At 69.9% G+C, this 15,136-nt stretch carries 15 protein-coding genes and 1 tRNA gene; 9 read left to right on the top strand and 7 right to left on the bottom strand.

Annotation, left to right across the window (positions count from 1 at the left end):
* Positions 1-9: 9 nt before the first annotated feature.
* A complete protein-coding gene (locus OG828_RS25540) occupies positions 10-456 on the bottom strand; it encodes an ATP-binding protein (RefSeq protein ID WP_328361253.1) in 447 nt (148 codons plus the stop codon).
* Positions 457-693: 237 nt separating this feature from the next.
* Here OG828_RS25540 and OG828_RS25535 point away from each other — a divergent pair, with 237 nt between their 5' ends.
* The 9 genes from OG828_RS25535 (at position 694) to OG828_RS25495 (ending at position 10,621) form a co-directional block, all read left to right on the top strand.
* Positions 694-1,506 carry a hypothetical protein gene (locus OG828_RS25535; RefSeq protein WP_328502420.1) on the top strand — a complete coding sequence of 271 codons (813 nt, stop codon included), beginning with the start codon at positions 694-696 and terminating at the stop codon, positions 1,504-1,506.
* 182 nt (positions 1,507-1,688) lie between these two features.
* Positions 1,689-2,423 (top strand): YcnI family copper-binding membrane protein, encoded by a 735-nt coding sequence (locus OG828_RS25530; protein WP_328361248.1) that lies wholly within the window; start codon positions 1,689-1,691, stop codon positions 2,421-2,423.
* Between the two features lie 103 nt (positions 2,424-2,526).
* Positions 2,527-3,177, top strand: coding sequence for an SCO family protein (locus OG828_RS25525; RefSeq protein ID WP_328361245.1), 651 nt, complete (start codon positions 2,527-2,529; stop codon positions 3,175-3,177).
* On the top strand, positions 3,174-3,629 hold the full coding sequence (locus tag OG828_RS25520) for a copper chaperone PCu(A)C (RefSeq protein ID WP_328502419.1): 456 nt from the start codon (positions 3,174-3,176) through the stop codon (positions 3,627-3,629). The genes OG828_RS25525 and OG828_RS25520 overlap by 4 nt, the downstream gene beginning before the upstream one ends.
* Before the next feature lie 15 nt (positions 3,630-3,644).
* Positions 3,645-5,561, top strand: a complete 1,917-nt coding sequence (locus OG828_RS25515; RefSeq protein WP_328439758.1) for a copper resistance CopC/CopD family protein — start codon at positions 3,645-3,647, stop codon at positions 5,559-5,561.
* 9 nt (positions 5,562-5,570) lie between these two features.
* Positions 5,571-6,857, top strand: a complete 1,287-nt coding sequence (gene efeB / locus OG828_RS25510) for an iron uptake transporter deferrochelatase/peroxidase subunit (RefSeq protein ID WP_328502418.1) — start codon at positions 5,571-5,573, stop codon at positions 6,855-6,857.
* Positions 6,858-6,927: 70 nt separating this feature from the next.
* Positions 6,928-7,860 carry a prephenate dehydratase gene (pheA, locus tag OG828_RS25505; protein WP_328361233.1) on the top strand — a complete coding sequence of 311 codons (933 nt, stop codon included), beginning with the start codon at positions 6,928-6,930 and terminating at the stop codon, positions 7,858-7,860.
* 683 nt (positions 7,861-8,543) lie between these two features.
* Entirely contained in the window at positions 8,544-9,821 is a 1,278-nt protein-coding gene (gene serS, locus OG828_RS25500; protein ID WP_328439754.1) for a serine--tRNA ligase, read from the top strand.
* Complete coding sequence (locus OG828_RS25495) at positions 9,818-10,621, top strand: HAD family hydrolase (protein WP_328439752.1); 804 nt, start codon at positions 9,818-9,820, stop codon at positions 10,619-10,621. Before serS ends, OG828_RS25495 begins: the two co-directional genes overlap by 4 nt.
* 120 nt (positions 10,622-10,741) lie before the next feature.
* Here OG828_RS25495 and OG828_RS25490 read toward each other — a convergent pair.
* The 6 genes from OG828_RS25490 to OG828_RS25465 all read right to left on the bottom strand — a co-directional run bounded on the left by OG828_RS25490 (position 10,742) and on the right by OG828_RS25465 (position 14,994).
* A tRNA-Ser gene (locus OG828_RS25490) sits at positions 10,742-10,829 on the bottom strand.
* Between the two features lie 270 nt (positions 10,830-11,099).
* On the bottom strand, positions 11,100-11,339 hold the full coding sequence (locus tag OG828_RS25485) for an SGM_3592 family protein (protein ID WP_210573628.1): 240 nt from the start codon (positions 11,337-11,339) through the stop codon (positions 11,100-11,102).
* Positions 11,340-11,476: 137 nt separating this feature from the next.
* Positions 11,477-12,196, bottom strand: coding sequence for an ABC transporter permease (locus OG828_RS25480; protein ID WP_328439748.1), 720 nt, complete (start codon positions 12,194-12,196; stop codon positions 11,477-11,479).
* 11 nt (positions 12,197-12,207) lie between these two features.
* Positions 12,208-13,119: an ABC transporter ATP-binding protein gene (locus OG828_RS25475; RefSeq protein ID WP_328361217.1), complete on the bottom strand. Its 912-nt coding sequence runs from the start codon at positions 13,117-13,119 to the stop codon at positions 12,208-12,210.
* Positions 13,116-14,024, bottom strand: coding sequence for an ABC transporter permease (locus tag OG828_RS25470; RefSeq protein WP_328361214.1), 909 nt, complete (start codon positions 14,022-14,024; stop codon positions 13,116-13,118). The genes OG828_RS25475 and OG828_RS25470 overlap by 4 nt, the downstream gene beginning before the upstream one ends.
* Positions 14,014-14,994: an ABC transporter ATP-binding protein gene (locus tag OG828_RS25465; protein WP_328442401.1), complete on the bottom strand. Its 981-nt coding sequence runs from the start codon at positions 14,992-14,994 to the stop codon at positions 14,014-14,016. The genes OG828_RS25470 and OG828_RS25465 overlap by 11 nt, the downstream gene beginning before the upstream one ends.
* Positions 14,995-15,136: the final 142 nt, after the last annotated feature.

The following is a 15,136-nucleotide window of genomic DNA, read 5'->3' as shown; positions in this document are numbered from 1 at the left end:
CCGCAGGCGTCACACCGCCACCAGAGGGGCGTCAGTCCGCCACTTGAGGATCTTGTCGAAGCTGACCACCGCGCCGCCACGTCCCGGTTTGTTGCCGATCTGGACGTGGTCGGCGAGTTCCCTGATGAGGTACAGGCCGCGGCCGTGTTCGGCTTCGCTGTGGGAGGGACGCAGGCTCTGCCGGCCGGTGAAACCCGGTCCTGAGTCGGCCACTTCGATACGGCACTTCTCGCCGTCGAGGTACGCGGTGACGCGGAAGGCCTCCGCCGAGCCGCCGTGCCCGGTGTCGCCGCCGTGCTCCACGGCGTTCGCGCAGGCCTCGGTGAGGGCGACGGAGAGGTCGTAGGAGATGTCGGGGTCGACGCCCGCGCTCTCCATCGTGCCGAGCAGCAGCCGCCGGGCGAGGGGAACGCTCGCAGCCTCGCGCCGCAGATGGAGTGACCACCAGATGCTCATGCTCCAGCCTCCCGGCCCGCGGCTCGACATACCGTTACGTATTGCCGCAAGCGCCCGGGCGTAAGCGCATCGTTGACGTGATGCCGCCCATACGGCCGATGCGCCGGGGGCATCGATCGGTGTATGTGGGGTGGGCATCTATGGGCGAGACACACCAGAAGGTGAGCTTCCGGTCGTAGGCCATCTTGCGGACCTGCCGTATGGGACCCGTCGGGCCAGTGCGATGATTGGCCCGCCATGACTGCCCCCCACCAGCGCTGGGTGCGCTCCGGACGGGATCTCCGGGTGCTGCGGGCCGCGGTGTTCGCCGCGGTCTGCGTCGTGCTGGCCGCTGCCGGGCACGCCCTCGCCTCCTGCGCCACGGTGCCGCTGTGGACGCTGGGCGCGGGATTCCTGGGGGTCTTCGGGGTGGCGGCGCCGCTCGCCGGGCGGGCGCGCTCGCTGCCGGGGATCGCGGGACTGCTCGCGGTCGGGCAGGTGGTCCTGCACTCGGTGTTCGGGCTCGGACAGCACGCCGCGACGGCCTCGGCCGGCTCGACGACGGGCGCCGCAAGTGATGCCACGCTGGTCGCGCAGGCCGCCCGGCTGCTGTGCGGGTCCGCCGCGGCGGCGATCAGCCCCGCACAGGCGCACCGGATCCTCACCGACGCACGGATCAGCCCGGCCTCGTCGGGTACGCACACCCACCATGCGTCGCCCCCCGTGTCCGCGGACTCGGGGTCAGCCCTGTTGCCGTCCCTGCCGATGCTGCTCGGCCATGCCCTCGCAGCGATCGCCGCCGGGTGGCTGCTGCGCCGGGGGGACCTGGCGCTGCTGCGGCTCGTGGAACTGTCGGCGCATGGGGTTGCCGAAGGGGCGCTCGTACGATCCCTGCGCGGGGCGCTCGCGCTGGCGCGTGCCCTGTGCGCCGGGCTGCCCGCCGCGCCGGAAGCCGGTCCGCGTCCGACGCTCACCGTGCCGCTCGCGCCGCCGCGGCCCCGCACCACCGCACTCCAGCACACGGTGATCAGACGCGGTCCGCCGGTCGCCCCGCTCGTTCTCGCCGCCTGACGCGACGCGCGCCCGCCCCTTCACGACGTACTGAGTCGACGCTCTGAGTTACGGATCCGTAAGAGGCCGCCGTCGCGCGGCACACGCGCGTGCCGGTTCTCGTGCCGAACGGCACCCACGCGCGCGTGTACCCCTCTTCACCACCGGAATCCGCGATATCTCACTCGAAGTGGAGTGCCCGTATGAAGGCCTCTCGTCTCGCCGCCGCCGGCGCCGTCGCCGCCTCGGCCGTCGTCGTCCTGTCCTCCCCCGCGTTCGCGCACGTCACCGTGCAGCCCGAAGGGACCGCCGCCAAGGGCGGTTACGCCGTCGTCGACTTCAAGGTCCCCAACGAGCAGGACGACGCCTCGACGACCAAGCTCGAGGTCAGCTTCCCGACGGACCACCCGCTGGCCTCCGTGATGCCGGAACCGGTCGAGGGGTGGAGCATCAAGACCACCAAGTCCACGCTGGACAAGCCCGTCGAGTCGCACGGCGAGAAGCTCACCCAGGCGATCACCAAGGTCACCTGGACCGCCACCGGCGACGGCATCAAGCCCGGCTTCTTCCAGAAGTTCCCGGTCTCTATCGGCGCACTGCCCGAGGACACCGACGACCTCACCTTCAAGGCGCTCCAGACCTACTCCAACGGCGACGTCGTCCGCTGGATCGAGGAGCAGCAGGAGGGCCAGGAGGAGCCCGAGAACCCGGCTCCGGTGCTCACCCTGTCCGCCGCCGAGGAGGGCCACCACGGCTCGGGGGCGAGCGAGGAGCCCGCCGACGACGCCTCGGCGGCCGCCGCGACCACCACCGCCGACGCCGAGACCGACAGCAGCGACACCACCGCCCGCGTGCTCGGCATCGTCGGCATCGTCATCGGCGCGGTGGGCGTGGCCTACGGCGTGCTCGCCGGCCGCCGACGCACCGACAACGCCTGAGCCCGCAACCCGCGGTGCGCGCCGGGAGCGCGTACAGCGCATCTCATAGGCCTCTGTACGCCCCCGGCGCGCGCCGGAGTTCACACATCTGGGACATTTCTCTATGCGCAAGAAGACGTTCGCGGCGGCCGCGCTGCTCGCCGCCGCCACCCTGACCCTCTCCGCCTGCGGCAGCAGCGACGGCGACGACTCGCCCGTCGCCGTGGTCTCCGAGGAGGCCGGCTCCGACAAGGCAGCCACCGTCCTCGACCAGCCGTTCGAGAAGCCGGACCTCGTCCTCACCGACACCGGCGGCAAGCCGTACGACTTCCGCAAGGAGACCAAGGGCCACCCGACCCTGCTCTACTTCGGCTACACCAACTGCCCCGACGTCTGCCCGCTGACGATGAACAACATCGCCGTCGCCAAGAAGCAGCTGCCCAAGGCCGAACAGGACGAGCTGCGGGTCGTGTTCGTCACCACCGACCCCGACCGGGACACCGCGAAGGCGCTCGGCAAGTGGCTCAAGGGCATCGACACGCAGGTGGTCGGCCTGACCGGCGACTTCGCCACCATCCAGGCCGGCGCCCGCACCCTGGGCATCTCCATCGAGCCGCCGCACAAGGAGAAGGGCAAGATCGTCTCCACGCACGGCACCCAGGTCATCGCCTTCTCCCCGAAGACCGACGGGGGCTACGTCCTCTACGGCGAGGACGCCACCGTCGACGACTACACCGCCGACCTCCCCAAGCTCATCAAGGGTGAGAACCCGTGAAGCGGATCGCCCTGACCAGCACGGCCCTGGTGAGCACACTGGCCCTGGCCGGCTGCGGCGGCTCGGCCTCCGCGGACAGCGAACCCGAACTGTCCGTCCGCGCCGCCTACATGCCCCAGCCGGTCTCGGACTCCATGGCGGCGGGCTTCCTCACCATCGCCAACAAGGGCGGCACCAAGGACGAGCTGACCTCCGCCACCAGCGACGCCGGCACGGTCACCGTCCACGAGACCGCCGGTTCGGCGATGCGGGAGGTCGCCTCCCTCGACGTACCCGCACACGGTCAACTCGTGTTCAAGAGCGGCGGAAACCACCTGATGTTCGAGAAGCTGAAGCGGAAGCCGAAGCAAGGCGAGACGGTCTCCGTGGAACTGCACTTCGCCGAGTCCGGCCCGATCACGGTTGAGATGCCGGTGAAGCCGGCGACGTACAACCCCAAGACCGGGCACTGAGGGAGGGACCCACCTGTGACACAGACCATCGCCCCCCGCGTCCGGACCCTGGTGCTGCTGCTCCTGGCCGCGACCGGGCTGCTCCTCACCGGGGCCGGACAGGCCTCCGCGCATGCCGCGCTGAGCGGCAGCGACCCCCAGCAGGGGGCGGTGGTCGACAAGGCCCCGGCCCAGATATCGCTGACCTTCACCGAGCAGGTCTCGATGTCCGACGACTCGCTGCGCGTGCTCGATCCCAAGGGCAAGCAGGTCACCAGCGGCGCCCCGTCCAACGTGAGCGGCACGACATACACCGTGAAGCTGCACAGCGGCCTGCCCGACGGCACGTACACCGTCTCCTACCAGGTCGTCTCCGCGGACAGCCATCCCGTCGCCGGCGCCTACACCTTCTCCATCGGCGCCCCCTCCGCCACCTCCGTCTCGGTGGCCGACGAGACCGTGGGCGGCGGGGTCGTCGGCTGGCTGTACGGGTTCGGGCGGTACATGTCGTACGCCGGTTTCATCGTGCTGGTCGGCGGCGCCGCCTTCGTCCTGGCCTGCTGGCAGCGCGGCTCCGGAGTCCGCGCTCTGCAACGGCTCGTCGTCTCCGGATGGATCACGCTCACCGCGGCCACCCTCGGGCTGCTCCTCCTGCGCGGCGCCTACACCAGCAGCGGGAAAGTCGGCGACATCTTCGACCTGGACCTGCTCGGGCAGGTCCTCCAGACCAAGACGGGCGCGGCCCTCGTCTCCCGGCTCCTGCTGCTCGCCGCGGCGGCGCTGTTCATCGCGGTGCTCTTCGGGGCTTACGACAAGCGGGAAGAAGAGGAGGAGAAGCGGGACCTGACCTTCGGGCTCGCGGTCGGCGGGGTCGTCGTGGCCGCCGGGCTCGCGGCGAGCTGGGCGATGTCCGAGCACGCCTCCGTCGGCATCCAGGCCGGGATCGCGATGCCGGTCGACGTCCTCCACCTGCTCGCCGTCGCCGCCTGGCTCGGCGGACTCACCGCACTGCTCCTCGCGCTGTACCGGGCGCCCGCGGACAACCCGCTCGACTCCACCGCCGTACGCCGCTTCTCGACCGTCGCCTTCAGCAGCGTCGTCGCGCTGGTCGCCACCGGGATCTACCAGTCCTGGCGCCAGCTCGGCTCCTGGTCGGCGTTCGCCGACACGACGTACGGCCAGCTGCTGCTCGTCAAGATCGGACTCGTGGTGCTGCTCGTCGGCGTCGCGTACCTCTCCCGACGGTGGACGGCCCGGCTGGCGGAGACCGTGCCCGCGGCGGCCGAGGTCGTAGCGAAGGAGCCTGCCGGCGCCCGGGCCGGCACCGGCTCGAAGCAGACCGGCACCGGCTCGAAGCAGGCCGACGGCGACTCGGAGCGGGCCGCGCAGCTCGCCCGGCAGCAGGCCGCGATGGACGCGGCGCGGCAGAAGCGGTCACGGGACGCCGATCCGAACCGGTTCGGGCTACGGCGCTCCGTGCTCGCGGAGGCAGGCGTCGCCGTCGTCCTGCTCGCCGTCACCACCGTGCTGACGCAGACCGAGCCGGGACGCACCGAGGAGGACGCCAAGGCCGCGTCCTCGTCCGCCGCTTCCGCCTCGGACTCGGCGTCCGGGGCGCTGACCCTGGACATGCCGTTCGACACGGGCGGCGAGGACGGCAAGGGCCTCGTACGGATCGACCTGGACCCCGCGCGCGTGGGGGGCAACGAGATGCACGTCTACGTGCAGCGGCCCAACGGCCGGGCCTTCGACATCCCCGAGGTGAAGGTCGCCTTCACCCTCGAGGCCAAGGACCTCGGGCCCCTGCCCGTCACCCCCGACCACATCACCACCGGCCACTGGACGGCGACCGGAGTGCAGATCCCCATGGCCGGCGAGTGGAACATCGCCGTGACCGTACGGACCTCCGACATCGACCAAGTGACCGTCGACAAGAACGCGCAGATCGGCTGAACGACCAACATGGCTGAGCACACGTCCATCCCTGGGGCCCGTACGCCTGACGCCCCTGACGCGGTTCCCGTCGCGCACGAGGGCATTTCGCGGCGGAAGCTCCTCGGCACCGCCGGTGCCACCGGGCTCGTCCTCGGCGCGGCGGGCGGTGCCGTGGGGTACACGGCGGCGCCCTCGGAGGCCACGCCGCTGACCTCGCTCGGCGACGGGCAGGCGATGTTTCACGGGAAACATCAGCCCGGCATCACCGAGGGGCTGCAGGCTCGCGGGCACCTGGTCGCCTTCGACCTGACGGCGGGCGCGGGACGCAAGGAAGCCGCCGCGCTGCTGCGGCGCTGGTCGGAGACGGCCCGGCGGCTGATGGCGGGGGAGGCGGCGAAGCAGGACGACACGGATGTGGCGCGGGACGCCGGGCCGTCCTCGCTGACGGTCACCTTCGGCTTCGGGCACAGCTTCTTCGCCCGTACCGGCCTGGAGAAACAGCGGCCGGTCTCCCTCGACCCGCTGCCCGACTTCTCCTCCGACCACCTCGACAAGAACCGCAGCAACGGCGACCTGTGGGTCCAGATCGGCGCCGACGACGCCCTGGTCGCCTTCCACGCGCTGCGCGCCATCCAGAAGGACGCGGGCAGCGCGGCCCGCATCCGCTGGCAGATGAACGGCTTCAACCGCTCGCCCGGCGCCACCGCCCACCCCATGACGGCACGCAACCTCATGGGCCAGATCGACGGCACCCGCAACCCCAAGCCGAGCGAGTCCGACTTCGACCGGCGGATCTTCGTGCCGGCGTCCCCGTCGAAGGACCCGGAGTGGATGGCCAACGGCTCCTACGCCGTCGTACGACGCATCCGCATGCTCCTCGACGACTGGGAGCAGCTCTCCATCAAGGCCCAGGAGGACGTCATCGGGCGCCGCAAGTCCGACGGGGCGCCGCTGTCCGGGGGCGGCGAGACGACCGAGATGGACCTGGAGAAGACGGACGCGCAAGGGAATCTCGTCGTCCCGATCAATGCCCATGCGCGTATCACCCGGCCCGACCAGAACGGCGGGGCCGCGATGCTGCGGCGGCCCTTCTCGTACCACGACGGTTTCGACACGGACGGCGTGCCGGACGCGGGGCTGCTGTTCGTCTGCTGGCAGGCCGATCCGCTGCGCGGCTTCGTGACCGTGCAGCGGAAGCTGGACCGGGGTGACGCGCTGTCGAAGTTCATCCGGCACGAGGCGAGCGGGCTGTTCGCGGTGCCGGGCGGGGCCGCGGAGGGGGAGTACGTGGGGCAGCGGTTGCTGGAGGGGTGAAAGTGGCTTGCCCGTGGGGCTCCGGTGGGATGCGTGGGCCGTGTCACCGGGGGCCCATTAGGGTGAGGTCATGCCAGCCAGCTATGCGTATCTCGGCCCTGAAGGCACCTTCACCGAAGTCGCCCTGCGCACCCTTCCCGAGACGGCCACCCGGGAACTGATCCCCTACGTGTCCGTGCAGTCCGCGCTCGACGCGGTCCGCGGCGGTGAGGCCGAGGCCGCGTTCGTACCGATCGAGAACTCCGTCGAGGGCGGCATCACGACCACGCTCGACGAACTGGTCGCGGGCGCCCCGCTGATGATCTACCGCGAGGTGCTGCTGTCCATCACCTTCGCCCTTCTGGTCCGGCCGGGCACGAAGCTGTCGGACATCAAGACGGTCTCCGCGCATCCGGCGGCCCAGCCGCAGGTCCGGAACTGGCTGAAGAACAACCTCCCCGACGCGCACTGGGAGTCGGCCGCCTCGAACGCGGACGCCGCACGTCTGGTCCAGGAGGGCCAGTACGACGCCGCCTTCGCCGGCGAGTTCGCCGCCGCCCGGTACGGCCTCGAGGCCCTGGAGACCGGGATCCACGACGCCGAGAACGCCCAGACCCGGTTCGTGCTGGTGGGCAGGCCCGCCCGGCCCGCGGCGCCGACCGGCGCGGACAAGACGTCCGTCGTGCTGTGGCAGCGCGACGACCACCCCGGCGGGCTGCGCGATCTGCTGGGCGAGTTCGGCACCCGGGGCATCAACCTGATGCTGCTCCAGTCCCGGCCCACCGGCGCCGGCATCGGCAACTACTGCTTCTGCATCGACGCCGAGGGCCATATCTCGGACCGCAGGGTCGCCGAGGCCCTGATGGGGCTCAAGCGGATCTGCCTCCAGGTGCGCTTCCTCGGCTCGTATCCGCGCGCCGATGTGCAGCCCGGGGATGTACGGGCTCCGCTGACGGGGACCTCGGACGAGGAGTTCGTGTCGGCGTCGGAGTGGGTGGCGCGCTGCCAGGACGGGCGGTTCTGAGCCGGCGTTGCGGGCGGCTGGGCATCGGATTCGGTTCGGCTGAGGCTCGGTTCCGGGCGGCTGCGCCATGGTTCCGCTCGGCTGCGCCTTGGTTCCGGGCAGGCAGACGGCACGTGACGTGTGGGTTGCGGGCTGGTTTCGGCCGGTCCTACCTGCTGATTTACGTTATCCACAGGAGTTATCCACAGGCTGTCATCTCGACCTGGGGACAAGTCGACAACGGAGCGCGACTCAGTCGACAAATCCCCGTACAGCGGGCAAGTTCGTCCACAGCCCCTGCGGTCACCCTTCGTCCACTCGTTTCCTTGGGTCAATCCTTTGGGGCGACCCATTTCCACCCGAAAGTGAGCCTGGGGATGGTTTGGCTTGGGAATTCTTCGGTCAGCCTTCGTTCGGCGGAGACGATTCGGAATGATCACTTGCGACATCCACAGATCTTTCGCACAGCCTGTGGATAACTTTTCGGGGCGGTGGAGCCCTGTGGACAACAGGTCCCCCAAGTCCCGTTCCCCACAAGGAAATCGAGTCAACCAGGCGCCTGACCGGTGACCCGTTCCAGGGAGTGGGGCGGCTTTTATTGACACAGGGGGCAATTCACTCATAACGCAACGTAAGGATCGGTTCGGACACCGCTCGGAATAGTGAGTCGTGTGCCGTCAGTCCGCACCGGTAGCCTTGGCCGCGTGATTGACCTTCGCCTGCTCCGTGAGGACCCCGACCGTGTGCGTGCGTCGCAGCGCGCCCGTGGAGAGGACGTCGCGCTCGTCGACTCCCTCCTGTCTGCCGACGAGCGGCGCAGGTCGTCCGGCGTCCGCTACGACGAGCTGCGCGCCGAGCAGAAGGCGCTCGGCAAGCTGATCCCCAAGGCCTCGGGGGACGAGAAGGCCGAGCTGCTGAAGAAGGCGAGCCAGCTCGCCGCCGACGTCAAGACGGCCGACGCCGAGCGCGACGCCGCCGCCGCCGAAACCCAGGAGCTGCTGCTCCGGCTGGGCAACCTCGTCCACCCCGACGTCCCCGTGGGCGGCGAGGAGGACTTCGTCGAGCTGGAGACGCACGGCACGATCCGTGACTTCGGCGCCGAGGGCTTCGAACCCAAGGACCACCTGGAGCTCGGCCAGCTGCTCGGCGCGATCGACGTCGAGCGCGGCGCGAAGGTCTCCGGCTCGCGCTTCTACTTCCTGACGGGTGTGGGCGCGCTCCTGGAACTGGCGCTGGTCAACGCGGCGATCGCGCAGGCCACGGCCGCCGGATTCACGCCGATGCTGACCCCGGCGCTGGTCCGCCCGCAGTCGATGGCCGGCACCGGCTTCCTCGGTCAGGCCGCCCAGGACGTCTACCACCTCGCCAACGACGACCTCTACCTGGTCGGCACCTCCGAGGTCCCCCTCGCCGCGTACCACATGGACGAGATCATCGACGCCGACCGCCTCCCGCTGCGCTACGCGGGCTTCTCGCCCTGCTTCCGCCGCGAGGCCGGTTCGCACGGCAAGGACACGCGGGGCATCTTCCGGGTCCACCAGTTCGACAAGGTCGAGATGTTCTCGTACGTCGCCCCGGAGGACTCGCAGGCCGAGCACCAGCGCCTGCTGGAGTGGGAGAAGCAGTGGCTGACGTCGCTGGAGCTGCCGTTCCGCGTCATCGACGTCGCGACCGGTGATCTGGGCTCCTCGGCCGCCCGCAAGTTCGACTGCGAGGCGTGGATCCCGACCCAGGGCAAGTACCGCGAGCTGACGTCGACCTCGGACTGCACCGAGTTCCAGTCCCGCCGTCTGTCGATCCGTTTCCGCGACGGCAAGCAGGTCAAGCCGCTGGCGACGTTGAACGGCACGCTGTGCGCCGTACCGCGCACGATCGTGGCGATCCTGGAGAACCACCAGCAGGCCGACGGCTCGGTCCACGTGCCCGAGGTGCTGCGTCCCTACCTCGGCGGCCGAGAGGTCCTGGAGCCGGTGGCCAAGTGAGCGCCGGTTTCCCGTATCGGCTCATCGCGACCGACCTCGACGGCACGCTCCTGCGGTCCGACGAGTCGGTCTCCCGGCGCACCCGTGAGGCGCTCGCCGCGGCCACGGAGGCCGGTGCCGCGCACATCGTGGTGACCGGCCGCGCCGTCCCGTGGACGCGGCACATTCTCGACGACCTCGGCTACGAGGGCCTCGCGGTCTGCGGCCAGGGCGCGCAGGTGTACGACGCCGGGCAGCACCGTCTGCTGACGTCGGTGACGCTGGACCGGCAGCTGGCCGGGGTGGCCCTGGCGAAGATCGAGGCGGAGGTCGGGCCGCTGTATCTGGCGGCGAGCCGGGACGGGCTGGACGGCGATGTCCTGGTCGGTCCGGGCTACGCGGTCACGGGGGCGCTGCCGTCGATCCCGTTCACGGACGCGTCGGATCTGTGGACGGCGCCGCTGAACAAGATCTACATCCAGCACCCTGAGCTGTCGGACGACGACCTCGCGGAAGCCTCACGGCAGGCGGCCGGTGGTTTCGTCACCGTCGCCATGGCCGGCGAGGGCATCGTCGAGTTGCTGCCGCTGGGATTGTCGAAGGCGACGGGGCTGTCGCTCGCCGCGCGCCGGCTGGGTGTGAAGGCCGCGGAGACGATCGCCTTCGGCGACATGCCGAATGACGTGCCGATGTTCGGCTGGGCGTCGTACGGGGTGGCGATGGCCAACGCGCATGAGGAGCTGAAGGCCGTGGCCGATGAGGTGACCGCGTCCAACGAGGAGGACGGGATCGCGGTGGTCGTGGAGCGCCTACTCGGTTAGCTGACCGCCGTGGGCAGTCGTTCCGCAGGGCGGAACGGGTGGGCACGGCCTGCAGCGCCGGGCGCCTCTCGACGTACCCCGAGCCCTGCACATCGGCCAAGTCACAGTGGCAACGTCTCGCGGAGGATGCACGGATCGAACGTGCGCGGGCTTTTCAGGCCCGACCATGGCTTAGCAAGCCAGTGCCTTACCACTCGGCCAATCCTCCGGGAGGGCGGCCCACGCGAGAGCGACGTCGCGTGCTCGAAGCGGCCGCCCCGGGCAGCTCCCCGTGCGGAGCGGGTTCGACGGTGGGGTAACTACACCGGAACTCGCCGCGGGCTGCCCTGTCGGGAGCTGTGCGTACTGTCGTGCATGGACATCGCGCAGCTCCTCTCCCAGAACGTGGCGCCGAACTCACCGCCCGGCGTCGTGGACATAACCACTGTGCCTGTACGACGAGTTGGGCGCCACTGAATTAGGGGCGGCCGTGGGACCGCTACCGTCGCCGCCGCCTGCGCCGACGGGACTTGCTGAAGAACCACCCCGCGGGCGGCTCGTCGGACCGCCATGGCTGGGGCTCGGGCTTCTCCTTGCGCCACCGGGCGGCGAGCATCCGGGCTCGGGCGGACGGCTCGGAGGTCTCGGCGGAGCGTATGAAGTCGTCGTCCAGGACCAACTCGTCCCAGGTGTCCCCCGACTCCGGCTGTCCGCCGCCCTGCGTCGACTCTCCTGCCATCCCCGGTGCCTCCCAACCGTGCGTCCCCGTTGTGCCCAGTGTGTCCCGACAGGGGTGAAGTCCCCGTCAAAAATCCCTGTCGATACGTCCCTGTCGGTACGCCCCTGTCGATACGTCCCTCTCAATGAGCGGGGCGGCTACTCCTCGCCCGCCAGCGTCAGCGACCGCAGCTTCTGCCCGGCGTACCAGGTGGCGAGGATCGTCACCACGACCAGCAGCACCGTGGCCGTCGTCAGTCCGACGTCCGAGGTCACCATGTCTCCGCCGGCGACCTTGTGGGCGACGGCCAGCGCCCACTGCTGGACGCTGAGCGTGCGCGCGCCGGAGACCAGGGAGCCGAACAGAGCCTCCCAGACCAGGGCGTAGACGAGTCCGAAGACCACCGCGTGCCGGGACACCGTGCCCAGCAGAAGGAAGAGCGCGGCGTACGCGATGGAGGCGACCAGTGCGGCGACCGTGTAGGCGACGGCGATCTGCTGGCCGTTGCCGTTGAGGATGAAGCCGGCGATCAGGGTCGGCACCGCCGAGAACACCATGGTCACGGCGATCGCGACGATCAGCTTGGTGAAGATGATCGTGGGGCGTTTCACCGGCTTGGACAGCAGATAGACCACGGAGCCGTCATCGATCTCCGGGCCGATCGCTCCGGTGCCGGCGATGACGCCGATGATCGGCACCATGGTGGCGAGCGCGAGGCCGCCCAGCAGATCCGCCGCGGTCTGATCGTCCGTGCCGACCAGGGCGCGCACGATCACGGAGATCGCGATGAGCAGTAGGGGCAGGGCGCCCAGGATGAGGGCCCGGCGCCGGCCGAGCAGGGCCCGGTAGGTGAGTCGGGCGACTGTGGGGTCGTACATCTTTCGGCCTCCTACGCCGCGACCAGATACGAGAACACGGACTCGAGGGACTCGTCGGACGGCGAGACCGTCAGCAGCCGGATGCCGTGGTCGCGGGCGACCTTGGGCAGCAGCGCGGTGAAGCGGCCGAAGTCGACGGCCTGGATGCGCAACGCGCCTTCCGCCAGGTCGACTTCGATGCCGGACGTCGACGAGTCGGAGATCAGCGCGGCCGCGAGCGCGCGGTCGTCGCTGGAGCGCACCAGGTAGCGGTGCGGGCGGTCGGTCATCAGGCGGCGGATCTTGCGGAAGTCGCCGCTGGCCGCGTGCCGTCCGGCGACGACGACCTCGATGTGGCGGGCGAGTTGCTCGACCTCTTCGAGGATGTGGGACGAGAACAGGACCGTTCGGCCCTCGTCGCCCATTTTCCGCAGCAGGTCCATCAGCTGCATGCGCTGACGCGGGTCCATGCCGTTGAAGGGTTCGTCGAGGAGCAGGAGCGAGGGGTTGTGGACCAGGGCGCTGGCCATCTTCACGCGCTGCCGCATGCCCTTGGAGTACGTGGAGATCTTGCGGTCCTGCGCGTACTCCATCTCGACGGTGGCCAGGGCCTTCTGGGCGGCCTTGGCGCCGAGGCCGTGCAATTCGGCGTTGGCGACGACGAATTCGCGGCCGGTGAGGAAGTCGTACATCGCCTCGCGTTCGGGGACGATGCCGATCTGCTTGTAGATCTGCTCGTTGCGCCAGGTCGGCTGGCCGTCGAGGGTGACGGTGCCCGTCGAGGGGGCCAGGAAGCCGGCCATCATGTTGATGAGGGTGGACTTTCCGGCGCCGTTGGGGCCGAGGAGGCCGGTGACGCCGGGGCCGATCGTCATGGTGATGTCGTTGACGGCGACCACGTTGCCGAACCAGCGGGAGACGTGGTCGATGGAGAGCGTGGTCACAGTCCGACCTTTCGGTAGCGGCGCATCAGGAGGCCGTAGCAGGCGGCGATCAGGCCCACGGTGACGAGGACGTAGACCACGCCCTCGCCGTTGGACGGGCCGACGGCACCTGGGAAGGCCGATGAGGCTCCGAGGAACGCCGACTGCACTCCGTCGATGAGCGTGATCGGCGAGAACAGGCCGATCCAGGCGATGGCGTCGGTCGTGCCCTGTGCGTCGGCGATGGCCTGGAGCGTGGAGACGGCGCCGTAGGAGATGGTCAGGACGGCGATCACGGCGGCGATGCCGAAGCCGCGGCGCGGGGTGACCGAGGCGATGACGAGGCCGATGCCGGCGAAGAGCAGTGAGAGCAGAGCCACGGCGACGAGTCCCTGGCCGAATCCCTTGGTCTGGTCGGCGAAGTCGAGTTTCGCCAGCAGCGCGCCCACATAGAGCACGATCAGCGGGGCGGCGGTGAGGATGAACAGGGCCGAGGCGAGCGCCGCGTACTTGGCGCGGACGTAGTCGGCGGTTTCGATGGGCCGTGAGAAGTACAGCGGTACGGTCTTGAAGCGCAGGTCGCGGGAGACGGACTGGGGTGCCTGCGAGGCGACGTACAGGCTGATGACGGCCTGCATGATGATCGCGTAGCGGGTGTAGTCGACGGGCAGGTCGTTCGCCTTGGTGGCGACCGCGACGGCGACCATGATGGCCGCGGGTACGCACATCACCACGAACAGCAGCATCGGCAGCACCTTGGACTTCACCGAGCGGCCGAGGCCGTAGGAGCCGCGCAGGGACTGCGAGTACAGCGAGCGGGTGGCGTAGGAGCGGCCGAGGCGGGGGCCGTCGTAGTTGCGGTAGCCGATGTTGTGGATGCGGGTCTGGTCGCCCGGGGGTGCCGCTACGGGGTGCTCAACTGCCATGGCCGACGGCCTCCTTCCGCTGTGCGTCGGTGTCCTTTGAGGCCTCGTCCGTGAAGACCTCGGAGATGTGGTGCCTGCGCTGTTCCATGCGGATCAGGCCGAGGCCGAGGTCGGCCACCACGTCGCGGACGAGGTCGTAGGTCTCCTCGCCCTGCGCGGTGAGCAGCAGGATGTGACCGGCGCCCGGCAGGCCGCTCGCCGAGTCGAGGAGCTCCACCCCGCGCGCGTGCAGCGCCTCGCGCAGCGCGCGGGTGCCGTCCGGGTGTGCGTCGGTGTCGGTGACCTCGACGGCGAGCGTCGTCGTGGTCTGGGTGAAGTCCGTGGTGGAGCTGGAGCGCAGGAGCTTGCCGCCGTCGACCACGACGACGTGGTCGCAGGTGCGCTCCAGTTCGCCCAGCAGGTGCGAGGTGACCAGGACGGAGATGCCGAAGTCGGTGTAGATCCGGCGGATCAGGCCGAGCATCTCGTCGCGGCCGACCGGGTCGAGGCCGTTGGTCGGCTCGTCCAGGAAGACCAGTTGCGGGTCGTGCACCAGGGCCTGGGCCAGCTTCACGCGCTGCTTCATGCCGGTCGAGTAGCCGCCGATGGGGCGGTAGCGCTCCTCGTACAGACCGACATGGCGCAGGGTGTCCGCGGTGCGCTCGCGCGCGGCGGCAGGCGGGAGGCCGGACATGCGTGCCATGTGGACGACGAACTCGGTGGCCGAGACGTCCGGCGGCAGACAGTCGTGTTCCGGCATGTAGCCGACTCGCTCGCGGATCGCGGCGCCCTTGGTGGCGACGTCGAGTCCGAGCACTTCGGCACGGCCTTCGGTGGCGGGGGACAGACCCAGCAGGATCTTGATCAGTGTGGACTTGCCGGCTCCATTGGCTCCGACGAGTCCGGTCACACCGGGCCCGACGTCCACGGAGAGCCGGTCAAGCGCGGTCACCCGGGGGAACCGCTTGCTCAGGCTTTCGGTCGCGATCACAGTCACGTGTAAGACGGTAGTGACGCGAACCACTCCGGTCGTCAGACCGGAGAGCCGTCTTGGCCTCCCTCTCGAGTATTACGGGGCCCTAAGGGTCACCCTGAGGTCGAACAACGCCGCCGTCTTTTCCACATGGGCGGCG

Source organism: Streptomyces sp. NBC_00457 (assembly GCF_036014015.1).
Classification (GTDB): domain Bacteria; phylum Actinomycetota; class Actinomycetes; order Streptomycetales; family Streptomycetaceae; genus Streptomyces.
The sequence above is the reverse complement of the archived record's forward strand: the minus strand, read 5'-3'. Positions and strand labels throughout refer to the sequence as shown.